This is a genomic window from Sphingobacterium haloxyli (assembly GCF_002980525.1).
GTDB classification, from domain to species: domain Bacteria; phylum Bacteroidota; class Bacteroidia; order Sphingobacteriales; family Sphingobacteriaceae; genus Sphingobacterium; species Sphingobacterium haloxyli.
The window spans coordinates 127,902-151,518 of the sequence record NZ_PVBQ01000007.1; the positions used below are offsets into that span (position 1 = coordinate 127,902).

Below are 23,617 nucleotides of genomic sequence, written 5' to 3' on the forward strand. Positions count from 1 at the left end.
TTAAATTTCTTTTTCTTTGAGTTTATGATAAAAAGTAGCCATTGCTAGATACCAGTAGCTTGCTAAGAGGAGAATAGTAAGCGTGAGCGGGAAAACACCTTGTATCGGAATAGAAATATGGGAAGTTTCGTGGGCGAATAGCCAGCGAAGAAAGAATGCAAGCGTTATCATGATAATGACGAGAAGACCTAAAAATAATATAACGCTGTTTTTTCTGAAAAAGACTAAGGATAAGAAATAAAGCGGTAGGAGCAATAGAATCATCATAAAAGCTATACCCAAAATATTTATCTGGATAGGAAACAAGACGGTCTGGCGGCTGATATTCGGATATAGGTCGCCTTGTGCCTCCAAATACCGAATAGCCTCTTCGTAATATAGTTTATTGAACCAAGCAACTATGACATGGTCGTAAAGTGTAAAACAAGCGACGCCGAGACAAGTAATGCCAATAACAAATAGGGTCAATCCCAATGTCCTCTCCAAACGGGTTATAGGAGTTAAATTTGTCCGTTCGGATTTGTTTAATCTGTCGAGGAGTGGTTTCGTGCAAATAACCAAATAGATCGGGATAATAAATAAGATGAATACGCGCTGTGTCGTATAAGTAGCTAATAGCGCCTTTGACCATGCCTCTTTCGTAGAGAATGCTTTAGGATTAAACCACTTCTCATAGAATATGCCGCCTGGCCATAAATAATATATAGCAAAGCAAAATAATATAATCAGTGGAAAAGAGTATACCAATATCCGGTTAGAAATCCAAAGCTCTTTTAGTGCTATAACTAGTCGTATTCCACTTACGTGCTTATTCATGATTTTGGAAATTAATGTTGGTGAATTTTTTTAATAAATCGGGTTGGCGGGAGATCGCATTGAAAAATAATTCAATGTCGAACGAAGAAGCTTCGTCATCTGTATTTGGCAGGATATTGTTATTACCGTTTAAACCAGCTTCCGAATAAAGCGCGTTCGGATAGGTTCCCGGTTGAAATTTTATCTTCCTGCTCAGCTCATATAGCGACTCATCCAACACGAGGCGCTGCTCCTGTAGAATTAGGAGATGATCAATTAAATTGTGAATGTCCCGAATTTGATGTGTAGATATGATGACCGTTTTTTCGGAAGATATATGTCGGGCCATTAGCTTGCGAAATTGTGTTTTGGAAGGGATATCCAATCCGTTAGTGGGTTCGTCCATCAATAGCAAACTTGTATTGGTTGCTAGAGCGAAAGCAATATTTACTTTTTTGCGTTGTCCATAAGACAATGATTTTATTTTTTCTCTCCGATCTACTTGGAACGCAGCCAGAATACTGTCGAAATAGGATTGATCGAACTTGCGATACAACGGACTATAAGTATCTAGAAAATTAGAGATAGTCCAAGGCGGTAAATCCACCTCGTCTGTCACGAAATACACGTCCGATAAGAATGTGACCTCACGCTTTGACGGCATGAAACCGTTTGTTTCTACGGTTCCAGTTTTTGGAAATAACAACCCGCAGATGAGTTTGAGGAATGTCGTTTTTCCGACACCGTTCAGCCCTAATAGACCATAGATGTGGCCGGCTGAAAGCGCGGCACTGATATTATCAAAGATGCCCACGTTGTTTTTGTAGTGGAAAGAGAGATTATTGATTTCTATCATAATAAAATAATTTAGTGTATTAGTATATTAATACACTACAAATATAAGAGGGAAGATTGAAAATGCAAGAAATAATAAAAAAAAACGTCTCACAGTCAAACTGTGAGACGTTTATCTAAAGGTAGGCGTATCTAAAAACTGTCCACCAATTGATTTATCGTCTCGATTTCTTCTACTGTCAGTTGAATGTCGATGCTCTTTGCATTTTGGAGCGCCTGCTGCGCATTTCGAGCGCCGGCTAATGCTATGGTAATCCCTTGCCGCTCAATCGTCCACCGTAATACTAACTGGCCTAAAGAAGCACTTTTACTAGCGGCGATAGGTTTTATCTTTTCTAAGAGCACATTTGTTTTATCAATAAAGTCAGGCTGGAAATGCGGCGAAGATGCGCGATGGTCGCCTTCCTGAAAAGTATAGCCTGGATGGATCTTACCCGTTAATAATCCGCGTTGAAGGGGGCTATACGCTAAAATGGCTTTATCATATTCCATACAATACGGAACGGTTTCCGCTTCAATTCCGCGGTTAACCATGCTGAATGGAACTTGATTGGAGACGAGATTTACGATTTGTTCTGCTTCAGCCATTTGTGCGCTAGAGTAATTGCATACGCCGGCGTAACGAACCTTTCCTTGTTCTATTAACCGAGAGACAGCTTCGAAAGTTTCCGAAATGGGGGTAGTTGAATCCGGCCAGTGGATCTGATACAAATCGATATAGTCTGTTCCCAAACGTTTCAAGCTCTGTTCACATTCATATATAACACTCTCTTTTCCAGCATATCTATAGACGTCCAACGGCTTTCCGTCGTTGTCCTGAGTATGCATGGCGAAATCACCTTTCGCGGAAGCTAAATCCCACCGCATCCCAAACTTCGTCAAGAGCTGTATCTTATCACGTGATATATTTCGTATCGCCTCACCAACGATGTCTTCGCTCGTCCCCTGTCCATATATAGGGGCGGTATCGATAGAAGTTACACCCACATCATAGGAAGCTTGAATTGCTTCTATAGCTTCTTTTCTATCGGTCGAGCCCCACATCCATCCTCCGGCAGCCCAAGCTCCAAAGGTAATGGCAGACACTTTCAAGTCACTATTGCCTAAGTTTCTATACACCATATCTGTTTGTTTTTTCGCTTACTGCTTGTTTGAATCAACGGGTAATCGCTTGTCACGATTCGCTATTTCCCAAGCAACGTGGAAAATCAGTTTTGCCCGTTTTACCATCATCGGGAAGTCGATTTTGTCAACCGTATCTTCGGGCGTGTGGTAGTGTGGGTGCAACCCCGAGAAAAAGAACGCGGACGGAACACCCTTTTCAGCAAAGTTATAATGGTCTGAACGGTAATATAGACGCAGGGGATCGCTAGGGTCATCATACATATAATCCAGCTCCATCTGCGTATATGTCTGGTTTGCGGCTTCAGTAATCTGTTTTAATTCAGAGCTTAATTTATCCAATCCGATGGCGTGGATGTAATTATGGTTTCCGTTCAAATGCTTGTCGTCTATACGTCCAATCATGTCCATGTTGATACAGGCAACCGTGTTTTCCAGCGGGAAGATTGGATTCTCAACATAAAATTTTGAGCCTAACAATCCCTTTTCCTCGGCAGCAAGACCAATAAACAATAAGCTTCTTCGGGGACCTTTGCCGTCTTCCTTTGCTTTAGCGAAGGCACGGGCAAGCTCGATGACACCTACTGTACCCGAACCATTATCATCCGCTCCAGGGAAAAATGTACCATCAGGCAGTATCCCGTCATGGTCATAGTGCCCTACGACAACGACAATCTCATCTTTTAAGTCCGAACCTTCCAATAAGCCAAGTACATTGGGATCTGAAAATTTCTCTTTCGTGATTCCCATTTCGGCATCCACTTTTGCGGGGATGGTGAAAGTCGAAGGATTGTTTTTCTGTTGTTCAAGGCTGGTTTGCTGTTTTTCCAATAGCTCATTTGCGGCCTTTGACGAAATGTTGACCACCGGAGCTTGGCTAGTACCCGATACAGCGGCATTACCATCATCCAACGAGAATCGGCCACTTGTTAAGCGTTTCCCGAATCGCGCCATATTTTCGTCAACGTAGTCGCCCGTCGCCAAAATCATTTTTGGATTATGCTTTAGAAGCTCCTGCACGCGCTTAAATCGGCTACTGGCCCATTCCGACATTTTCTTAGTACCTGTAACAATAGAATTTCCGTTCGCATCTTTCGGTTCTCCTTCATTGATAACTAAGACCACTTTATCACGGATATCGATATTGGCTAGGTCATTATGTACTTTGTCCTGGATTCCGTATCCAACAAATACGATGTCATCCGCATGGTAGATGGTCTGTTTATTATCACCCTGTACAAAGAAGTCTTTACCGTTTTGATAAGGCTTGCCGTTCACGACAAACTTTTCTGCCTGATAGGAAACTCTTGTTAGATTTACCGGTTGAAAATAGTCGCCATTCACCGGGGCCGTCAAGCCGTACGACCTAAACTGTTCAGCAAGATAATGTGCTGTTTTTTCACCTCCTTTTTGACCTGTTCCTCGTCCTTCAAATTCCGGCGACGCCAACAATGTCAAATGTGCCCTTGTGGTTTCTTCTGTCACGAGATCCGCGTATTTGAGCTGTACCCGATCTTGTTGGGCTATTGCACAACTATGGAGTACAGGGACAAATAAAAATGCGGTAATCCAATTTTTTATCATAATCAACAAAAATATCTTTTTAGTATCCAATCTAGCTACCAATGGTTACACTACATGCAAGCAATCTTATTTACACGTGTGGCATGTCTGCCCCCTTCAAAATCGGTAGTCAGAAATGTTTTTACTATTTTTTTTGCCAGTTCAAGGTCGATAAAGCGCGCAGGAACACACACAATATTCGCATCGTTATGTTGTCTCGCAAGAGCTGATATTTCGTTTTGCCAGGCAATCGCTGCCCGAATACCTTGATGTTTATTCGCAGTGATAGCTACGCCGTTTGCGCTACCACAGATTAATACCCCTAATTCGTTTTGACCTTTTTCAACGCTAGTAGCTACCGGATGTGCAAAATCAGGATAATCTACGGACTCGGCTGTTGGAGCGCCGAAATCTTCTACTGTGTAACCTTCATCTTTGAGAAATTCAAGCACAGCCGTTTTATATTCAAATCCAGCGTGGTCACTTCCTATTGCAATTTTTTTAGACATGGCCTTTGTTTTATTTTTGATTATAAAATTGTTTTTCTTTTTCGAGTTTGCGCTTATGCACATTGGCAGAAACCATGATGCTCAGCTCATAAAGTACGAACATAGGCGCGCTGACGGTCAATAAGGTGATTACATCTGCCGTAGGCGTAATGATCGCGGCAATGATTAAAATAATGACCACAGCGTAACGTCTGCTGGCCCGCATAAAAGCCGGCGTCATCAGACCCAGCTTGGACAATACGAAGATAACGATAGGCAAGAGAAAAATTATCCCACAGCCTAGTGTCAATGTCGCAATCAGCGATAAATAAGAATCAATGGTAATCTGGTTGGTGATTTCGGCACTCAAGGACACATTGGTCAAGAAATTGACCGAGAGCGGGACGACAATATAATAACCAAACAGTGCACCGACAATGAATAGCACAGTCGCATAGAATACGAACCCCCGAGCAGAGTTCTTTTCTACATCTGTTAAAGCGGGCTTTATAAAAAGCCAGATTTCGAAGAGAAGATAGGGAAAACCTAATGCAACCGCCATCAATAGACAGGAATTGATCTGAAGCATAAATTGCCCAGCCATCTCCGTGTTAATAATATTAAAGGGGATACGTTCTACACAAAAACCATCCAAACTGAACAAGTCGCCCATTTTGCACATCATCCGATACGTCCAAAAGTCAAGGTTCTTAGGACCCATAATGATCTTGTTGAAAACGAAATCGTAAAATGTAAATGAAAGAATAGCAAATACCGCTATGGCGATAACCGAGCGGATAATATGCCATCTGAGTACTTCTATATGCTCGAAGAACGACATCTCTCCTTCGAGATTCCTTCCCTTCTGTTTTATTGCCTTAATTAAATCGTTTGATGTTGACATCTTAATGTTGTTTCTGAAACAAAACAAAAATACCATTCTTATTTTGAAGAATGGTATTTTAAGCGTATGTAAAGGAAATTTTATTCAACCTCTTCGTCCGGATACTCCGTAAGATCGAATGTTTCCATGAATTTTGTTGTAAAATTACCTGCTCTAAAATTTGGATCGCGCATTAAACGTATGTGCAAGGGGATTGTCGTTTTAACACCTTCTATCACAAATTCTCTCAGCGCTCTCTCCATTGTATTGATCGCTTCTTCACGTGTTTGCGCGATACAAATTAACTTGGCGATCATCGAATCATAATTCGGTGGAATCGTGTATCCTGCATATACATGTGTGTCGACACGGACACCATGTCCTCCGGGCGAATGAAAGTTCGTGATTCGACCAGGTGACGGACGGAAATTATTGAACGGGTCTTCTGCGTTGATGCGGCATTCAATGGCATGCATGGTCGGCTCATAGCTTTTACCCGAAATCGGAATACCTGCGGCTACCTTTATCTGTTCTTTGATAAGATCGAAATTGATGACCTCTTCTGTAACTGGATGCTCGACCTGGATGCGGGTGTTCATTTCCATAAAATAGAAATTACGGTGTTTATCGACCAAAAACTCGATCGTACCCGCACCTTCATAATTTACGGCTTGTGCACCTTTGATGGCTGCTTCTCCCATTTTTTCGCGAAGTTCCGGTGTAATAAATGGGGAAGGTGCTTCCTCGACCAGCTTTTGGTGACGACGCTGTATAGAGCAATCACGTTCTGATAAGTGGCACACTTTTCCATACTGGTCTCCGATAACTTGTATTTCGATATGGCGGGGATCTTCGACAAACTTTTCAAGGTAGATACCATTGTTGCCAAATGCTGCTCCGGCTTCCTGACGGGCCGAATCCCATGCAGGTTCAAACTCGTCGTCATTCCATACAATACGCATCCCTCGTCCACCGCCACCAGCGGTAGCCTTTAAGATAATCGGGTAACCGATTTCATTAGCCAATTTAATACCTGTTTTCACGTCCGGAATCAAACCATCGGAACCTGGTACAGTGGGTACACCCGCCTGTTTCATGGTTTCTTTTGCCGATGCTTTGTCGCCCATTTTTTCGATTTGTTCCGCGGTAGCACCAATGAACTTGATACCGTATTCGGCACAAATGGCAGAAAATTTTGCGTTTTCTGATAAAAACCCATATCCGGGGTGAATGGCATCTGCATTCGTCAATTCGGCTGCCGAAATGATATTGGGAATGCTTAAATAAGAATCTTTACTTGCAGGGGGGCCAATACAGACAGCCTCGTCAGCGAAGCGTACATGCAGGCTATCTCGGTCCGCCGTGGAGTAAACGGCAACGCTCTTAATACCCATTTCGCGGCAAGTGCGAATGATACGAAGCGCAATTTCCCCTCTATTTGCTATTAATATTTTTTTGAACATCTTCTATACCTCACATCTAAACTATGATGGATCAACTAAGAATAACGGTTGATCAAATTCTACAGGCTCTGCATCGTTTACCAAGATCTTCACAATCTTGCCCGAAACCTCCGATTCAATTTCATTGAAAAGCTTCATAGCTTCTACGATGCACAGTACCTTACCAGGAACGATTTCATCACCCACATTTGCAAATAATGGTTTATCCGGGCCAGCGGCACGGTAAAACGTCCCGATCATTGGCGACTTAATGGTTATCAGGTTTGACGATTCAGCCGCAGGTGTACTAGACGCCGGAACAGCTGGTGCTGTACTGGTTGGTGCTGCTACAGGTTGCGAAGCTTGCGCCACCGGATTTGGAACAGTTGCTGTAACGTAAGTCGGTTCCTGATTCGTTTTTATAGTGATTTTAAAGTCTTTTTCTTCGATAGCGACTTCATTCACACCTGATTTGGCAACGAATTTAATCAAGTCTTGAATTTGCTTAATATCCATACTCATATTTTTAGTAGGTTTCATGTGTAAATAATTTTGTCTTGTATAGCCCATGAAAAATCCCGGTTCTTCATGCATGTTTACATGTTGAAATCGTGGACATTCATGTGTAAATTCTTACGATAAATTTTACCCCAAGCGTAAGACATAACTGGGGCAAAGTTAAATAATATTTTATGCTTTTGTATAAGCCCACTTTAGATAAACGGCTCCCCAGGTGAAACCCCCGCCAAAAGCCGCTAATATTAAGTTGTCTCCTTTTTTTAACTGGTTTTCCCATTCCCACAAACAAAGTGGGATGGTGCCACTGGTCGTATTGCCGTACTTATGGATATTCACCATAACCTTATCCTCTGAGAGGCCTGCACGTTCAGCAGTGGCATCGATTATCCGTTTATTCGCCTGATGCGGCACGAGCCAATCCACATTTTCTGATGTTAAGTGGTTTCTTTCCATTACCTCTACAGCCACCTCGGCCATATTGGTAACCGCAAATTTGAACACGGTACGCCCTTCTTGGTAAGCGTAATGAAGGCCAGCTTCTACCGTTTGGTGACTTGCTGGATTCAGTGATCCTCCACCTTTTATATTCAAATATGGACCTCCTGAGCCGTCTGTTTTCAACACAGCATCGATAATTCCGTTATCTTCTTCGTCTGGTTCTAATAACACACACCCACATCCGTCGCCAAATAGAATACAGGTATTACGGTCTTCGTAATTAACCACGGACGACATCTTGTCAGCACCTACAACCAAGACTTTTTTGTGTTTGCCCGATTCTATGAATTGTGCTGCCGTAGTCAACCCAAATAAAAAACCCGAACAAGCTGCTTGGAGATCGTATCCCCACGCTTTCTTGGCACCAATCTTATCCGCTAAAATATTTGCTGTTGCAGGAAACAGCATGTCCGGTGTACTGGTACAAAAAATAATTAGTTCAATTTCATCGGCAGAAATGCCGCGTTTTTCCAATAATCCTTTAACTGCGGGGACCGCTAAGTCTGATGTAGCCTTACCTTCCCCCTTTAGGATTCTCCTCTCTTTGATTCCCGTACGCGTCACAATCCACTCATCGTTGGTGTCAACCATCGTTTCTAACTCTTGGTTAGTCAGGACGTAGTCAGGAACATACCCGTTTACAGCAGTAATTGCAGCATGTATTTTTGACATATATAATTAATTGAAAGCAGACTTGATTTTATCGATGATTTGCGACTCAATCATGTCTTTTGATAGTAAAACCATATTTTTGATAGCTTCTGGAGTCGAGATACCATGCCCGATGATAACCGGCGCATTTACACCCAAAATTGGACTTCCACCATAACGCTCGTAATTGAATCTATCAAAAAATTCGTCTTTAAACCCCTTTTTTAGCGTAACGACATAAAAGGATTCAGCAAGTTTTAATACCACATTACCCGTAAACCCGTCACAAACGTATACGTCAGCTGCGTCCGTAAAAAGATCGCGTCCCTCTGTATTGCCAATAAAGTTTATTTTTTTGTTCTCTTTGAGTAGGGGATAGGTTGATATGGTTAAGTTGTTTCCTTTTTCTTCTTCCTCGCCGATATTGAGTAGGCCGACCTTTGGATTTTCCAAGCCATAAACATATTCCATGTATAGACTTCCCAAGGTAGCAAATTGTGACAGCATTTCCGGTTTGCAGTCCGCATTTGCGCCTACGTCCAACAAAATACCATAGCCGCTTTTAACCTTCGGAACATTGGTTGCGATAGCCGGACGAAGAACGCCGGGAATCGCTTTTACACTGAATACAGCTCCAACGAGCATAGCTCCTGTGTTACCAGCAGATGCAAAAGAGTCGATTTCACCGTTTTTTAACAATTCAAAACCTTTAGCGATGCTGGAGTTGGGCTTTTGAGAAATAGCTTTGGTAGGATGCTCATGCATGCCTATGTTTTCCGGAGCATGGACGTATTCGAATTTATCGGGATCCACCCCAGCTTGCTTTAACCGTTCTACGGTGTCTTGCTGATCACCTATAAGAACAAGACGTTGTCCCTCCTGTAGCGCTTTCTGGGCTTCAATTGCCCCATTTATTGTGGAGTCGGGGGCATAATCCCCACCTAAAACGTCTAAACCAATCTTCATTCGTTATTATTTTAGCATCAATAATACGCAAAAACATCCCAAATTAAAGTATAAAAATTGAATTTTACACCTATTTGGGATGTTTAATTTCGTTGAATGATGTCGTTAGACAGCAGCGGTGTTTTCAATAATCAATTTTCCGTTGTAATATAGATTACCATCTACTGTGTATGCACGGTGAGGTGTGTGTACTGCACCTGTTTCTTTGCATACAGTTAACGTCGGTCTTTCAGCCTTATAATGTGTTCTTCTTTTGTCTCTTCTTGATTTAGAAGTCTTACGCTTTGGATGTGCCATCTCGTATCTCTGTTTTAGTTATTTTTAATTTTCTTTAATATATCCCAACGTGGGTCCGTTTTTTCTTCTGTATCCGTATCGGTATCTAAGTCTGTTGAATCGTTCAACTTTGCTAGCATTTCTGGATCGCAACCTGTAGCCGTGCTCTGCTCTGAACATTTGCTGTAATAAGGAACGCGAACGTTGATGTATTCGTAAAGCAATCCTGCAATATCCAATTCGTAATCTGTTTTGGACAAAACTAATACCTCTTCTGTTTCCTCGTTCCAGTCATCGTCAGTAAACTTGACCAGTACTCTTTCTTGAAAGTCTTGCGCTGCATCAAACTCCGCTAAGCATACGTCACACGTCAATCGGATTGTGCCGTATATATGGAAATTGACGATCAACATGTTTTCCTGCTTTTGCAGTTCTACATCAGCTTTGAGATGTCCCTTCTTTACAAGCGAGTGTTCGTAACAATCAAAGAACTTATTATCGATCTCAAACTCGAAATTGTGCTTTCCAGTAGTTAAACCTGAAAAAGGGATCCTGTAATATTTTAGATGTTTCACAATCTGCATTCGAGCGTGCAAAATTAATTATTATTTCGGTAAAAAGGAAACTTTTTGCAAATTATTGCTCTTCGTCTCCGTAGTAATACTTGCCAAGTTCTATTTTCTCCCTGCCGTTAGCCATTCGCCAACGATTCGTGTCACGCAACGAATAAGCGCATCCGCAATATTCCTGCATATAGAATTTTTCCCGTTTGCTGATTTCGAGCATCCGTGCTGAACCACCTTTCTTCCGCCAGTTGAGCGTCCAATACGCCATATCCGGATGACGGGAAGCTGCCCGTAACCCGCAATCATTGATTTGCTCCATGTTTTTCCAACGGGAAATGCCTAAAGAGCTCGATATGACGTCAAATCCGTGTTTTGCCGCATATTCAGCCGTTTTTTCAAAACGCATATCGAAACACATCGTGCAGCGGATACCGCGTTCAGGCTCATTTTCCATGCCTTTAGCAAGCTCAAACCAATGGTCTACATCATAGTCCGCATCGACGAAAGGAATACTGTGCTTTTCGGCAAAACGAATATTTTCTTCCTTACGTAAATCATATTCGCTGCGCGGATGTATGTTCGGATTGTAGAAATAAATCGTAAAGTCAATGTCTGACGCGATTAATGCTTCCATCACTTCACCCGAACAAGGGGCGCAGCAGGAATGCAATAGCAATTTCTTGCCATCATCTGGCAAATTTAACTTTTCTCGTTTGAATTCCTTGTTATCCATTATACCACCGCATTTAAAATATAATGCAATTTTACGGAAAACTACCAGATTTTACAAAACCCCACCATTATTTGTTACTTTTGTGATACATGATACGATAACTTATGTACAAAATCTCACCCATATATTATGTGTTTGCCGTCCTGACGGTTATCCTTGGTTTTTATGCATGTGAACGAGACGACGCAGAGCCGAACTTGGAGATGAGAAAGTTTACCCGTTTGTATGTTTCTTTTGAAGAATATACACCGGGGAAGAATCCTCCCGACACCACTATTCGAATCATTTATCCCGCCGACTCGTCCGTTTTTGCTTTTAATGGGAGACATGTATCGCGTGTACAGGGGGGAGGGCCAATCTACTTTGAGTCCCAGCTGAATGCTATATTCCAAGCCAGTACCAACCGGGCCGGAACCAACGACACAGCAATTGCGGTACTCAATATGGGGTCATCGGGATCATTGAACAATACCGGATTGCCGAAGAGCCGATATTATAACAATGTACGTGGTATGGTATTCCAGGCCCGGACGAATTCACTCTTCGTCGTTAATGGAAGTGGACCGGACGCGGGTATATATGTTATGGATAGGCCAAGATATGCGAATAACGAAAAGCAACCGGTTAAAAAATTAAGAAATAATAGTTTAGCGATGTGGGGGGCAGCCTATCAAAATGAGAAGCTTCTTACCTCGAAAACAAGTTCGCCTGGTGGAATTTATGTTTTTGAAGGTATAGCAGACGCTCCGGTGCGGGAAGTAGATTCCATCGGTACACTGGAGCCGACGCGTATATTACAAATCGAAGGGGCGACAAATAATCTACGCGGTTTATTCTACGATACGGTCAAAAATGTAATGGCCGTTACGCAGATGGGAGACGGAACGACGGAAGGAAGTGGCCGTATTCTTATTTTTGAGAACTTTTCTAGTCTGGCCGAGGAAGAAGGAACGATTACACCCACACGGGTAATTACAGGCGCCAATACCGGCTTAATATCACCTGTTGACGTGGTTATCGATACACGGGAAACAGGTGTATATCTCTATGTTGCCGACCGCGGGGCGAAAAAAATATCACGCTTTCTATATACCGATGACGGTAACGTAGAGCCTGACAAGGTGATTGAGACTTCAAATTTGCAACATGGTAGCACGCCGGTTAGTCTCACATTAGATACTAGGGAAGGAGAGCAATAGTGATTCGTAGATATTTTATAGTTTTGTAACCTATACACTTCTTATGTCCAGAACCTCAATCATATATGTTGTCGTCGCGTTAGCGCTAGTCCTCGGGTTTTATGCCTGTGAAGATGAGAATGTGGAACCGGGACTGGAAATCAGGCAGATTTCCCGTCTTTACGTTTCCTTTGAAGAATACGGTACTACGGATGAACGGGCAGATACGAACATCCGTATCATTCAGCCGGCAGATTCTTCCGTATTTGCCTTTAGAGAAAGCCATGTATCCCAGGTGCGGGGCGGCGGCCCCATTTATTTCAACCCCTATGTGAAAACTATTTTTCAAGGTAGTGCCGACAGTAGTGGGGTGGACACCGTCATTTCTGCCGTTGATGTACAACGAACGGGTACCCTTAACAATCTGGGAACAGGCCTTCGGAGCCGATACTACAACAAGGTAAAGGGCCTTGTGTATCACGCTGCTGCGCGAGCGCTTCTGGTAGTTAATGGTGCCGGATCAGATGCAGGTATATACGTTGTGGACAATCCTACGAGTACAGGCAACCAAAAACAACCCTTTAAGAAATTAATAAATACGAACCTTGACATGTGGGGAGCCACCTATGCGAACGATAGGCTCTTTAGCTCCAAAATAAATGCGCCGGCCGGTCTTTACATGTTCCAGAATTTGACGACGATGCCGGTAAGGGCAAGCGATTCCGTTGCTACGCTTAGCCCCACCCGTACACTACGAATTGAGAATGCCACGGCTAATCTGCGTGGGTTATGCTACGATACGATTAAGAATGTCATGGCTATTGCCGAAATGGGAGACGGGACACTGGGTAGCGGACGTATCCTCCTCTTTGATAACTTTTCCAATTTGATACAGGGAACGGCGGATGTAATTAGACCTTCCCGGGTGATTACGGGGCGTAGTACAGGTTTAATTTCACCTGTTGATGTGGCCATTGACATGCGGGCTGGTGGTGTTTATTTATATGTGGCTGACCGTGAAGCAAAAAAGGTATCACGATTTAGGTATACAGACGACGGAAATGTAGAACCAGAAGACGTGATCGACACTTCCGTATTGGGATTTGGTGTGACACCCGTCGGCTTAGCGCTGGATGCGCGCGATGATTCTACGCTTGGTCAATGAGATCTAATAATAATTGAACATCCTCACGCTTCTCGACATTGTCTACGTATTCATAAGCAGCAATGAGGTTGCGCAGAACACGCTTGATAATCTCCAAATTACGGCACGGCTTAACATAATCATCTATGGGTGGTAAATTTAGTTGTTGGAGGAATGCAGTGATATCTACTTCTCGCATAATCTGGCCGCGATTGAATACATTAATGTAAAAAAGTACCTCCTCGGGTTTTTCCTCATTCATATAGGCCAACACAAAGTGCTTGGGTAAATTAACACCATAAATGGGGATGTCCAAGCGTTGTGCAACGATGCTATAAACACAAGCGAGTGAAATCGGATTTCCTTTTTTTGATTCCAGCACCTTGTTTATAAAAGAGTTTTGTGGCGCGTGAAAATCAGACGTGTTGCCGGACAAGCCAAACTCCCGGAAGAGAATATTGTTTAACAGCTTCACCTTTTCAATGGGACTCATATCGTACATCAAATGATACCAAGCGTTGCGGCGTAGTTCGGCAAATTTCTCGTATACTTCGTCCTCGCTTAAATTGGGGTATTGATAACGGTTTACGATAAGCAGCCCGTCGAGCAGATCCTCCTCGTTATTTAACTTCCATAATTGAAGGTCGTGCTTGACCTGATTGAATTGTATCTTGTGGATAATCTGCTCAACGCGCTCCTGTAATAACACATCAAAAGACTGTTCCCAAGATTCCTCCAACAAGGGTATCACCTCGGGGCCACAAGTAATCAGCTTATCTTCCAAAGCCTGATAGATTTCCGCGTCCGGATCATCCAAGAGCGAAATCAGTGCCTTTAACTCCTGCTCGTTCATCTGTACGAATATACGGGTTTTCTTTTTATCTTTTTTTTCCGCAAAAAAAGATAGAAAGAAACTCGTCGCTTCAAATCTTTGAGGAAAGGGATAGTACTAAGGAGGACTTTCTACAACCTCAAAAATTTGTATGCGACCTGGAAGGTTAAGGGAGGGATTGTGCAAATGTATTGCCCCATCCTTAAACGATAATGCCACATCAAAAATTTTGAGATATGTAGAAAACAATATTTTTGCACTATCCACGCATCAAAATTTTTAAGTGGCGATTTTTTTTGCATACTTTTTTTGAGGTAAAAAAAGTATGAGCCCTGCCACGGCTTGAGTGGCATTTTACTATCTCACTTGCCCATCCAATAAATCAATAACCCGTTTCCCATATTCTGCATTTTTTTCCGAATGAGTGACCTGTATGATCGTCATGCCTTCTTCGTTAAGTTGTCTGAAAAGAGCCATGATTTCCTCGCCTTGTTTAGAGTTGAGGTTGCCTGTTGGTTCGTCCGCCAGCAACAGCTTGGGTGAAGCAGCCAAGGCCCGGGCAATGCCCACGACCTGCTGTTGCCCGCCGGATAATTGTGCCGGAAATAAATCTTTCTTTCCTACAATTCCGAAACGGTCCAGCATATCGCCTACGATGGCTTTTCTCTCTTTGCCCGATAGATTCTTATAAATCAAAGGTGTCTCGATATTTTCGTATACGGTGAGTTCGTCTATCAAGTGATAAGATTGGAAAACGTAGCCCATGTGCGACTGGAACAATGCGGTCCGCTTCTTTGGTTTTAAAGCCAATACGTCCTCGCCCATAAAATAATAATGTCCCTCGCTGGGTTCATCGAGCAAACCGATAATATTCAGAAGTGTAGATTTTCCCGAACCCGACGGGCCCATGATGGAAATAAAATCACCTTGTTCAATTTGCAGGTTAATATCCTTCACGACAAAAGAGCGCGTGCCACCTACATTATACCATTTAAAAATATGTTCTAATTTTATCATCTTTGTCGTTTATTCATCATTGTTATTCATTTCTTAAACTATCCACTGGATTCGTGCGAGCTGCTCGAATGGCTTGTGTACTCACCGTGAGCAGTGCGATGAGAATGGAAATTACGCCGGTTAACGCAAATATCCACCAAGACATCTCGATTCGGTAGGTGAAGTCTTCTAGCCATTTGCTCATGCCCCACCACGCAATAGGAACAGCAATCAAAAGGGCAATGAGAACCAATTTTATAAAATCCCTGCAAAGCATAATGACTATTCCTATCACAGACGACCCTAGTACCTTCCGGACACCGATTTCCTTGCTACGCTGTTCTGCCATAAATGCGGCGAGCCCAAATAACCCTAGACAAGCAATGCCAGTTGCCAACGCGGCAAACGCTAAGCTTAACCTACTCATACGACGCTCCGCTCTATACATAGCATCAAATGCTTCGTCCAAAAATCGATACGAGAAAGCGTATCCGGACGCTAATGTATTCCAGGAGCTCTCTATCCGAGTAAGTAAAGCCGGAAGGTCAGCGGCTTCAATTTTGAAAGCCGCTTCTACAGGATGATTACCTAAAAAGAAGCCGAGTGGGGTTACGGGATCGCGGAGCGAATCAAAGTTAAAATCCTTGACCACACCGATAACGTCGAACGATCTCATGCTATTGCCTAGTTGAAAATGTATTTTTTTGCCGATAGCCTCTTTTTCTGAACCAAAATCAAAGTGGTTTACGGCAGTCTGATTTAAGATGACGGCGGTCGAATCTGCAATGCGCGCAGACGAAAAGTTACGACCCGCTGTCAATTCTAATTCAAACGTTGGTAAATATTGCTCATCGACGTGCCACGTCTGCATGGATACCGAATTATGGGCAGACATAACCGTTTCTTTCGAATAGGGATTATCGTTTCTGCTGGAACTCGATACCGGTAAATAACCGCTGACGGTACCCATTTTAACACCTGGTAGGTTCAAAACCTCGTCGCGAAATGCCTTCGCTTGATTTCCTAGAACATGATAGTCGCCGATCAGGAGAATATTCTCCCGTTCATAACCGACTTGTTTACGTTGAATGTACTGCAGCTGGGCCGTAATGATAAATGTACCAACAATTAACGTGATGGATATGGCAAATTGAAAAACTACCAAACTGCTTCGGAAGAAACTTTTTCCCGAATTAATGACGGACCGTGATTGTATAACTTGTAATGGTCTAAATGCGGACAAATAAGCGGCTGGGTAGTAACCAGCCACCAATCCGACGAAGAGTGTCAGAAATCCAATCAATGGCAATGACCGGACGTTTATTAAATCATATGCCTTGAATGCTTTACCCGATAACTCGTTAAACAGGGGCAGTGCCAATAGGACAATGCCTATCGCTACCATGACGCCTCCAAAAGATAGTAGGAGTGACTCTGTCAAAAATTGACCGGCGACACCACTTCTCGATGAACCTAATAGTTTGTGCACGCCGACGTCCTTCGCCCGGCTTGCTGATCGTGCCGTCGATAAGTTCACAAAATTGACACAAGCGATGAGTAGTATAAACAACGAGATGGCACCGAAAATATAAACATACTGTACGCTGCCGTTGGGCTGAAGTTCGCCCATCAAATTGGAACGTAAATGAATATCCTTGATCGGTGTAACATCGTAATAAAACACATTCCCCTGTGTTCTAAACTCCTCCATACTCGCAATATCCATGAACTGTTTAGCTGCGGGAAGGCAATGCTTGTGCACATATTCCTCCAGATGGTTTTCCAACAGTGATCGGTCTGTTGCGTTTCTCAGCAGTATATAGGTGGTGAAGTTATGGGAAAGCAACGAACCCCAGCTTTCATACGATGCATTTTCCATAGCGAACAGGAAATCGTAGCTGAAATGGCCGTTTCGCGGCATATCATCGATTACTGCTGTGATCTGATAAACTGTGTTGCCGGCATCATTGGTCTCTAATGTTTTGCCTACCACATCCGTTGTGTTGAAGTAGCGTTCGGCGGCCGAGCGGGTTAATACAACGGTATTCGGTGCCGTAAGTGCCCGACGAAGATCACCGTGAAGTGCTTGGTAGGTGAAAAGATCGAAAAAAGAGGAGTCGGTATGCGCCACGCGAACCTCTTTAATCCAACGATCGCCGTTTTTTATAAGCTTAGCACCGGCAGAGGTATATAATCGGACGAAGTCTTCCACGTCTGTATATTCGTCGCGAAGTATCGGTCCCATCATATCGCTTGTTCGGGCCATGTCCAGCTTGCTTTCACCCATATGGATATGCGCATTCAGACGAACGATACGTTCCGCTTTGGTATGAAAACGGTCATAACTGAGCTCGTCAAATACGTAAGTAGCAATAAACATAAATCCAGCAAGCCCGAATGAAAGTCCAATAATATTGAGCATCGAGAACATTCGGTTCTTTGCCAGATTACGGAAAGCAATTTTAAAATAATTTTTGATCATCTTTGATTCTCCATGTCTGTGCTTTATCAAAACAATTGCTGAACCATAAAATCAATATATTGATTTTCAAATGTTTGTCGTGGTATTTTGTAGTGGCCAGCTGTTCGATATCGGACAGTGGTTGTTCGATGTCGGACAGCTAGAAAACACGACTATATGTTCAATATCCGCCTGTATTCTTGTGCTAGCCGATTCAAACCCTCTTCTAATAGCGTTCTCGGGCAAGCAATATTGATGCGGACGAAATGGTCTCCCGCCAGACCATATTTTATTCCCGCCTGCAGCCATAGGTGTTCCTGCTCAAGCAGCCTATTCGTGATCTCGGATGAAGGTAGGCCCCAGGCAGCACAGTCAAGCCAAACCAAATAGGTTGACTGTAGCGGAATGACACGGAGTTGGGGAAGATGTGTTCGGCAGAAGTCCCTTAGATATTGATAGTTTTCATATACATATTCTTTTAAACTCGCTAGCCAGTTTTCTCCCTTTTCATAAGCCACGATAAGGCTGTCGATGGCAAATATGTTTAACATCGTCATTTCCCATTTCGTTAATACATTCTTTACCATCTTACGGAAAGATTCATTTTCGGTAAAGAAATAAGCGACTTGTAAGCCCGCTAAGTTAAACGTTTTGGTAGGGGAGGAGAACGTCATGGAGTTTCTGGCGTAAGCATCTCCCAAAGAAGCAAACGGGACATGTTTAAAATCTTCATATACCAAATCCGAATGGATTTCGTCTGAAAGCACGACAACATGGTGACGAATGCATATTTCACCAAGCTTTAAGAGCTCATCCCGGGTCCATACGCGGCCGACAGGATTATGGGGGTTACAAAATAAAAGTACCTTTACGGCCGGATCGGCAGCTTTTTGCTCGAGATCTTCAAAATCAATTTTGTAATTACCATTGTCGTACAGGAGGTTGTTCTCCACGAGTTCACAGTGGCTTTGTTTAACGGTTATAAAGAAATGATTGTATACCGGAGGTTGTACGATGATTTTGTCACCTTTAGAAGTTAACGCTTCCACTGCTGCAGCAAGTGCCGGCATGACTCCAGGTGTAGCCACAATCCAGTCATTTCCCAGGTGTAGCGCGTGTCTTTTCTTCCACCAATTCGTAATTGCATCATAAAAAGCGGCTGGTGTTTCGGAGTAGCCAAACACGCCATGCGAAGCACGGTTTACTAAGGCTTCAGTTACTTCAGGAGCTGTCTTAAAATCCATGTCAGCGATCCACATCGGGAGCACGTCAAGTTTGGACCATTTTACACTTCCGGTATTCGATCGATCGATTAATTCGTCAAAGTTATATTTCATAGTAATACTCTTTTCGCTGCTGTGTTATACAAACTTAAAGAAAAGGAAGGTTTTTCTTCTTCATTTTTTCCTTGATGAAAAAACGAGGCAAAAAACCGAACGAAGCGAGCTCATGGATACCAAAACAAACACAAATCCATAAATCAAGGCTGGATATGGTTTTGCTATTCCCCAACTAAGTTGGAGACATGTCAGCAGAGCTATTCGATAATACTGGTATATTGCCTTACTCATACTCCGCTAATGCTTCGTCTATAATAGGAGGTGCGTGGGTAGTGTTGGAGAAATCGGTCTACCTTGTTACTGTGCGATACTCGGACTCAACACGGACTCACCATGGAGAGAACACGGATTTATCTGCTCTGGTTATCGAAGCATGAGTGAATCATCTGTGAATAGTTGCCGTGTATAGCCGCATCGTGTTCGGTAGTTGCCTAATACAAGAACGGATAAATAATCTTTTTGTTATAACAGCATTACTCATCCCGCAAACTGTCCACTGGATTAGTTTTTGCCGCCCGGACAGTTTGAACGATGATCGTTACCAATCTGGTCGTCGTAAAATTTATAATCAAAAAGCTCGTTTGGATACCATTGTTTCCATTCTTGTTTCAAATCATGGAGCAATTGATCGGGACGATTCCCACGATATTTTATGGCTAGGTTTTAATGCGTACCTTATCAGGCCGGTCGTTAGGATAAGGGCTTTGTAATTCATTAGGCATAGTGGACCGGCAAGTACACTGGCGATGTTAGCGATCGTATGATAGGTGCTTGTCGACAGGATAAAGATAACTGTACTCGTAAGCAACGCGCATGTCCTTGGTTTGTACATGTTTGCAAGTGGAACAGTTTGGTTAACAGACACAACGGAGTTGCACATAAAACATTTGATGATGCTCGCAACTCGGAGATAAGCTAAAACAGGTGTTGGTCATATTTAAGCCGTTCTTTCAAAAACGTCAACAAGTTGTTCCAAGCGTGAGGCAAGGATGGTCACCGCGCCGATTATTTGTAGCATATGGTATGCAGGTTTGATAAACGTGCCTGCAAGTCTGTTTTGCCGGTTTTCCGAAGAATCTGAAAGATAAACTGGTTTAGCGTTGTTGAAAGCCGTGTTTTTGACTACGCAAATAGTAAAAGACATCCTGTAAAGGTTCGTTTTTTCGCCAAAAACTTTTTAGTGGGACCTGAAAAATTGGCGAAAAAGCGAACCTTTTGCTTTATTTTCTACTCCATCTTTGTCGTGGAAGTTTGATATATAATATCTAACATATAATAAAATGGCAAAACCAGTATTTACAAGCAAGGATGCAACCCAGTTGTTGGTCTATGCAGAACAAATTTTTTTAAAGATGACGGAGAACGCCGATCTATTTGCCAATCCGGTTCCGAATTTAGCGACGTTGGAAATGAGCTTGAACGCCTACCGAGAGGCATATGCAGAGGCCATCTTTCGGGATAAGCGTGCCGTGATTTTGAAAGCACAGCAGGGTGAAAAGCTCCAAGATGTTATTCGCCGCTTATCACACTATGTGGAGGGTGTTGCAGGTGGTGATGAGGCTATTATCGTGGCGGCAGGATTCCGTCCTTCCCGATCCAGTCATGTTTCTTTAGGTCGTACACCAAAACCCGAAAACCTCCGTATAGAGCATATACAGGTTGGATCCGGGAAAATTCGCTTACGTGTCAATTCATGGCGGCCGGCAAGGCTTTATCAGTACGAATACCGGAAAAAAGGAATGGAGACTTGGGAATACCTAATGCACACGAAATCTACCCTCGAATTGGGCCATCTCGATATGCTGGAGCAATACGAATTCCGGGTGTCGTATATAGGAAGCGACGTCATGCTGAACTATAGTGATATCGTCACGGCGTGGGTGATTTGAGGGAGGATTACTCATCCCTCAAACTATCTACCGGGTTAGTGCGGGCGGCCTGTGCAGCTTGGAAGCTGACCATAAGCAATGCGGTGATAACAGTGGCTAAACCAGCTAATACAAACATCCACCATTGCAAATCGATATGATAGGCAAAATTCTGGAGCCAACCTTTCATTATCCACCAGGAGAGTGGTGCGGCAAGGACGAAAGCCAGTAACACCAATTTCGCAAAGTCTTTCGAAAGCAGTAGAACAATACTCGAAACGGAAGAACCGAGTACCTTCCGGATACCGATTTCTTTTACACGCTGGTTAATTGTTAGCAACGCCAAAGCAAAAAGTCCTAAACAAGATATGGCAATGGCCACCAGAGCACCGCCAATAATGACCTGCGCAAAGCGCTTTTCATCCTTATACATGTTCTGCGTATTCTCATCCAGATAAGATGCCGCGATGTCCGCTTTGGGGTTCACTTCCTTCCAGGTTTTTCCCACCTGTGCTAACGTTTCACGTAAACCGCTCGTCTTCACGCGTACAAAAATATACTCTAGGTTGAAGATACGCGGATTGATCGACAGTGTCAGCGGACCTACTTTCGTGCGCAGATCCTTAAAGTTAAAGTCATCGATGATGCCGATAATTTGTGGGTCGCCGTCAATCGATAAGGTTTTTCCCAATACTGTTTCCAGACCGCCAAGCTGTGCCGCCATCTGTTTATTGATTAAGACAGCCGTGGAATCCGACGAAAACGCACGATCGAAATCACGGCCGGCAATTAATTTAATATGCAAAGTTTTCAAGTAGTCGTAATCCACACGCATGAAATTCGTCGATATCTGCCTTCCCTCATAATCGAAACCAAACCTGCTGTTCGCGTTATTTCCATCCTGACCGATACCTATATTGATATCCGAAGCACTGACTGCCTCCACCCAAGGTTGTGAAGCTAGTTTGGCGCGCATTTTTTGTAAGGCCGACTCCGGATCGACGCCGTCACCAATCGGAATACTGATCACTTCCGACTTGTTGAAACCTAACGGACGTTCGCTGATATAGTGTAATTGCGTACTGATGACGATGGTCGCTGTAATCAGAACGATGGCTATCGCAAACTGCACCACGGTTAAACTATTGCGTAAACCACCACCTGTAACGGTCGCTGTACCCTTCAAGCTATGGATAATATTAATACGAGCCAGACGCCATGCTGGATACCCGCCGGCAAAAAGGGTGAGCAGTACGAACATTAGCATAAAAAAGAGTAGATTGATTGGAGAAAACAGCTGCAACATGCTAAGCTGAACGTTCATAGCGGCATTGTATTCGGGTAGGAGTACAGCGGCTAGTCCGAGACCAATTATCAGGGCGACTACGCAGAGCACCAGCGACTCTGTCCACAGTTGTCCGATGAGTTGAGTGGTTGAACCTCCCAGTGTTTTCCGCGTACCGATCACCTTGGTGCGCGTGATGGAATTTGCCAGTGACAAGTTGATGAAATTTGAACAGGCGATAAAGAGTATGAGTGCGGCGATTACTAATAATATCCACGGGAATAGGGTGGATTTCGCTTGTCCCAATCCCAGATCATTTCGGTGATATTGATCTAGGGGTAACAGGTGTAAGGAAATATAGGCCCCACTTTTATCGGCCTTAGCCCCATCTCGTTTCAGCATATTGCTGTTGTCTTTATAATAAAGATCTATAAACGATTTTGTCTGCTGCGTAAAAGCAGCATCGTTTATTTTGTCGGTCATTTTTACGAACACCGAATGGTCTTCGTGCCCCCAATCCTCGATGCGATTTTGGTAATCTGCCTTTTGCTCAAAACGCTGTAAACTGGTAAACGTAAGGCTAGAATTAGAAGGAAGAGGCGTAATGACTGCTGTAATAGTTCGGGGTACCCATCCTTCTCCCCGGGAAATCTCCACTTGTTTGCCCACAACATCCGTCGTCCCGAAAAGGTTATTCGCCATCGTTCCGTCTATCACGATTCCGTTTAGGTCTTCCAATGCTTTTTGGTGCCCATGGAGTAAGGGAAAACTGAATATAGAGAGAAAGTCGGCATCTACGTATTTATTATTGGATGCAAATTGTTTGTTGCCATGACGCAGGGTAACGCTGGTGTTGTAATAACGACTGATATGCTCGATGCCTGGCAGTTCCGATTTCAACGATGTGGCGAAGGGTGCTGGCATGGTCGCACTATATGTTATTCCTTCTTCCGGCTCGCTAGTGGTGTACGCTAAACCGATGCGCTCCTTTTCTTCATGAAAATCATCGAACGACAGTTCGAACATAGCTGTGAGGTAGAGCAACGTAGCGGTAGCAATAGCAAGAGACAACCCAAAAATATGAATTCCGCTTAATAGTTTGCTTTTTCTGATATTCCGCCAAGCGATTTTTATATGGTTCTTGATCATGATTTTA

The 23,617-nt window shown here is 43.3% G+C and carries 22 protein-coding genes; 3 read left to right on the top strand and 19 right to left on the bottom strand.

Annotation, left to right across the window (positions count from 1 at the left end; genetic code table 11):
* From C5745_RS10890 to C5745_RS10950, 13 genes are all read right to left on the bottom strand, one after another.
* Entirely contained in the window at positions 1-816 is an 816-nt protein-coding gene (locus C5745_RS10890) for a hypothetical protein (protein ID WP_105717034.1), read from the bottom strand.
* A complete protein-coding gene (locus C5745_RS10895) occupies positions 809-1,651 on the bottom strand; it encodes an ABC transporter ATP-binding protein (RefSeq protein WP_105717035.1) in 843 nt (280 codons plus the stop codon). Before C5745_RS10895 ends, C5745_RS10890 begins: the two co-directional genes overlap by 8 nt.
* A gap of 131 nt (positions 1,652-1,782) precedes the next feature.
* On the bottom strand, positions 1,783-2,772 hold the full coding sequence (locus tag C5745_RS10900; protein ID WP_105717036.1) for an aldo/keto reductase: 990 nt from the start codon (positions 2,770-2,772) through the stop codon (positions 1,783-1,785).
* A gap of 18 nt (positions 2,773-2,790) precedes the next feature.
* Entirely contained in the window at positions 2,791-4,356 is a 1,566-nt protein-coding gene (locus tag C5745_RS10905) for a M28 family peptidase (RefSeq protein ID WP_105717037.1), read from the bottom strand.
* Positions 4,357-4,406: 50 nt separating this feature from the next.
* Positions 4,407-4,844 carry a ribose 5-phosphate isomerase B gene (gene rpiB, locus C5745_RS10910; RefSeq protein ID WP_105717128.1) on the bottom strand — a complete coding sequence of 146 codons (438 nt, stop codon included), beginning with the start codon at positions 4,842-4,844 and terminating at the stop codon, positions 4,407-4,409.
* Positions 4,845-4,854: 10 nt separating this feature from the next.
* The gene (tatC, locus tag C5745_RS10915) at positions 4,855-5,727 is read right to left on the bottom strand and encodes a twin-arginine translocase subunit TatC (protein ID WP_105717038.1); all 873 of its coding nucleotides are present in this window, start codon (positions 5,725-5,727) and stop codon (positions 4,855-4,857) included.
* Positions 5,728-5,807: 80 nt separating this feature from the next.
* A complete protein-coding gene (accC, locus tag C5745_RS10920; protein WP_105717039.1) occupies positions 5,808-7,169 on the bottom strand; it encodes an acetyl-CoA carboxylase biotin carboxylase subunit in 1,362 nt (453 codons plus the stop codon).
* A gap of 21 nt (positions 7,170-7,190) precedes the next feature.
* Complete coding sequence (gene accB, locus C5745_RS10925; protein WP_105717129.1) at positions 7,191-7,670, bottom strand: acetyl-CoA carboxylase biotin carboxyl carrier protein; 480 nt, start codon at positions 7,668-7,670, stop codon at positions 7,191-7,193.
* A gap of 168 nt (positions 7,671-7,838) precedes the next feature.
* Entirely contained in the window at positions 7,839-8,837 is a 999-nt protein-coding gene (locus C5745_RS10930; protein ID WP_105717040.1) for a beta-ketoacyl-ACP synthase III, read from the bottom strand.
* 6 nt (positions 8,838-8,843) lie between these two features.
* A complete protein-coding gene (gene plsX / locus C5745_RS10935; protein ID WP_105717041.1) occupies positions 8,844-9,782 on the bottom strand; it encodes a phosphate acyltransferase PlsX in 939 nt (312 codons plus the stop codon).
* Between the two features lie 105 nt (positions 9,783-9,887).
* Positions 9,888-10,079 (bottom strand): 50S ribosomal protein L32, encoded by a 192-nt coding sequence (gene rpmF / locus C5745_RS10940; protein ID WP_071790457.1) that lies wholly within the window; start codon positions 10,077-10,079, stop codon positions 9,888-9,890.
* 14 nt (positions 10,080-10,093) lie between these two features.
* Positions 10,094-10,642 (bottom strand): YceD family protein, encoded by a 549-nt coding sequence (locus tag C5745_RS10945; RefSeq protein WP_243403318.1) that lies wholly within the window; start codon positions 10,640-10,642, stop codon positions 10,094-10,096.
* A 52-nt stretch (positions 10,643-10,694) separates the two neighbouring features.
* A complete protein-coding gene (locus C5745_RS10950; protein WP_105717042.1) occupies positions 10,695-11,357 on the bottom strand; it encodes an epoxyqueuosine reductase QueH in 663 nt (220 codons plus the stop codon).
* 104 nt (positions 11,358-11,461) lie between these two features.
* On the opposite strand from C5745_RS10950, the gene C5745_RS10955 reads away from it, so the two are divergent.
* Both C5745_RS10955 and C5745_RS10960 read left to right on the top strand, forming a co-directional pair.
* The gene (locus C5745_RS10955) at positions 11,462-12,556 is read left to right on the top strand and encodes a hypothetical protein (protein ID WP_105717043.1); all 1,095 of its coding nucleotides are present in this window, start codon (positions 11,462-11,464) and stop codon (positions 12,554-12,556) included.
* Positions 12,557-12,599: 43 nt separating this feature from the next.
* Positions 12,600-13,700 carry a hypothetical protein gene (locus C5745_RS10960; RefSeq protein ID WP_105717044.1) on the top strand — a complete coding sequence of 367 codons (1,101 nt, stop codon included), beginning with the start codon at positions 12,600-12,602 and terminating at the stop codon, positions 13,698-13,700.
* On the opposite strand, the gene C5745_RS10965 is transcribed toward C5745_RS10960, so the two are convergent.
* From C5745_RS10965 to C5745_RS10985, 5 genes are all read right to left on the bottom strand, one after another.
* Positions 13,684-14,532 carry a transglutaminase-like domain-containing protein gene (locus C5745_RS10965; protein WP_105717045.1) on the bottom strand — a complete coding sequence of 283 codons (849 nt, stop codon included), beginning with the start codon at positions 14,530-14,532 and terminating at the stop codon, positions 13,684-13,686. The two genes, C5745_RS10960 and C5745_RS10965, sit on opposite strands and share 17 nt — an antisense overlap.
* Before the next feature lie 336 nt (positions 14,533-14,868).
* Positions 14,869-15,528, bottom strand: coding sequence for an ABC transporter ATP-binding protein (locus C5745_RS10970; protein WP_105717046.1), 660 nt, complete (start codon positions 15,526-15,528; stop codon positions 14,869-14,871).
* Positions 15,529-15,550: 22 nt separating this feature from the next.
* Positions 15,551-17,989, bottom strand: coding sequence for an ABC transporter permease (locus C5745_RS10975; RefSeq protein WP_105717047.1), 2,439 nt, complete (start codon positions 17,987-17,989; stop codon positions 15,551-15,553).
* Between the two features lie 152 nt (positions 17,990-18,141).
* Positions 18,142-19,305 (bottom strand): MalY/PatB family protein, encoded by a 1,164-nt coding sequence (locus tag C5745_RS10980; RefSeq protein WP_105717048.1) that lies wholly within the window; start codon positions 19,303-19,305, stop codon positions 18,142-18,144.
* A gap of 940 nt (positions 19,306-20,245) precedes the next feature.
* On the bottom strand, positions 20,246-20,452 hold the full coding sequence (locus tag C5745_RS10985) for a hypothetical protein (protein WP_105717049.1): 207 nt from the start codon (positions 20,450-20,452) through the stop codon (positions 20,246-20,248).
* Between the two features lie 136 nt (positions 20,453-20,588).
* Between C5745_RS10985 and C5745_RS10990 the strand changes: the two genes are divergently transcribed.
* Complete coding sequence (locus C5745_RS10990) at positions 20,589-21,197, top strand: fibronectin type III domain-containing protein (protein WP_105717050.1); 609 nt, start codon at positions 20,589-20,591, stop codon at positions 21,195-21,197.
* A gap of 7 nt (positions 21,198-21,204) precedes the next feature.
* On the opposite strand, the gene C5745_RS10995 is transcribed toward C5745_RS10990, so the two are convergent.
* Positions 21,205-23,610, bottom strand: a complete 2,406-nt coding sequence (locus tag C5745_RS10995; protein WP_105717051.1) for an ABC transporter permease — start codon at positions 23,608-23,610, stop codon at positions 21,205-21,207.
* Positions 23,611-23,617 lie beyond the last annotated feature (7 nt).

What these genes read in the sequence shown, in the direction of transcription:
- C5745_RS10950 (WP_105717042.1), bottom strand. Translation starts at nt 11,357, where the DNA reads ATGGATAACAAGGAATTCAAACGAGAAAAGTTAAATTTGCCAGATGAT.
- C5745_RS10975 (WP_105717047.1), bottom strand. Translation starts at nt 17,989, where the DNA reads ATGATCAAAAATTATTTTAAAATTGCTTTCCGTAATCTGGCAAAGAAC.
- accB (WP_105717129.1), bottom strand. Translation starts at nt 7,670, where the DNA reads ATGAGTATGGATATTAAGCAAATTCAAGACTTGATTAAATTCGTTGCC.
- plsX (WP_105717041.1), bottom strand. Translation starts at nt 9,782, where the DNA reads ATGAAGATTGGTTTAGACGTTTTAGGTGGGGATTATGCCCCCGACTCC.
- rpiB (WP_105717128.1), bottom strand. Translation starts at nt 4,844, where the DNA reads ATGTCTAAAAAAATTGCAATAGGAAGTGACCACGCTGGATTTGAATAT.
- tatC (WP_105717038.1), bottom strand. Translation starts at nt 5,727, where the DNA reads ATGTCAACATCAAACGATTTAATTAAGGCAATAAAACAGAAGGGAAGG.
- C5745_RS10955 (WP_105717043.1), top strand. Translation starts at nt 11,462, where the DNA reads ATGTACAAAATCTCACCCATATATTATGTGTTTGCCGTCCTGACGGTT.
- C5745_RS10995 (WP_105717051.1), bottom strand. Translation starts at nt 23,610, where the DNA reads ATGATCAAGAACCATATAAAAATCGCTTGGCGGAATATCAGAAAAAGC.
- C5745_RS10980 (WP_105717048.1), bottom strand. Translation starts at nt 19,305, where the DNA reads ATGAAATATAACTTTGACGAATTAATCGATCGATCGAATACCGGAAGT.
- C5745_RS10960 (WP_105717044.1), top strand. Translation starts at nt 12,600, where the DNA reads ATGTCCAGAACCTCAATCATATATGTTGTCGTCGCGTTAGCGCTAGTC.
- accC (WP_105717039.1), bottom strand. Translation starts at nt 7,169, where the DNA reads ATGTTCAAAAAAATATTAATAGCAAATAGAGGGGAAATTGCGCTTCGT.
- C5745_RS10895 (WP_105717035.1), bottom strand. Translation starts at nt 1,651, where the DNA reads ATGATAGAAATCAATAATCTCTCTTTCCACTACAAAAACAACGTGGGC.
- C5745_RS10970 (WP_105717046.1), bottom strand. Translation starts at nt 15,528, where the DNA reads ATGATAAAATTAGAACATATTTTTAAATGGTATAATGTAGGTGGCACG.
- C5745_RS10985 (WP_105717049.1), bottom strand. Translation starts at nt 20,452, where the DNA reads ATGTCTTTTACTATTTGCGTAGTCAAAAACACGGCTTTCAACAACGCT.
- C5745_RS10890 (WP_105717034.1), bottom strand. Translation starts at nt 816, where the DNA reads ATGAATAAGCACGTAAGTGGAATACGACTAGTTATAGCACTAAAAGAG.
- C5745_RS10990 (WP_105717050.1), top strand. Translation starts at nt 20,589, where the DNA reads ATGGCAAAACCAGTATTTACAAGCAAGGATGCAACCCAGTTGTTGGTC.
- C5745_RS10900 (WP_105717036.1), bottom strand. Translation starts at nt 2,772, where the DNA reads ATGGTGTATAGAAACTTAGGCAATAGTGACTTGAAAGTGTCTGCCATT.
- C5745_RS10905 (WP_105717037.1), bottom strand. Translation starts at nt 4,356, where the DNA reads ATGATAAAAAATTGGATTACCGCATTTTTATTTGTCCCTGTACTCCAT.
- rpmF (WP_071790457.1), bottom strand. Translation starts at nt 10,079, where the DNA reads ATGGCACATCCAAAGCGTAAGACTTCTAAATCAAGAAGAGACAAAAGA.
- C5745_RS10945 (WP_243403318.1), bottom strand. Translation starts at nt 10,642, where the DNA reads ATGCAGATTGTGAAACATCTAAAATATTACAGGATCCCTTTTTCAGGT.
- C5745_RS10965 (WP_105717045.1), bottom strand. Translation starts at nt 14,532, where the DNA reads ATGAACGAGCAGGAGTTAAAGGCACTGATTTCGCTCTTGGATGATCCG.
- C5745_RS10930 (WP_105717040.1), bottom strand. Translation starts at nt 8,837, where the DNA reads ATGTCAAAAATACATGCTGCAATTACTGCTGTAAACGGGTATGTTCCT.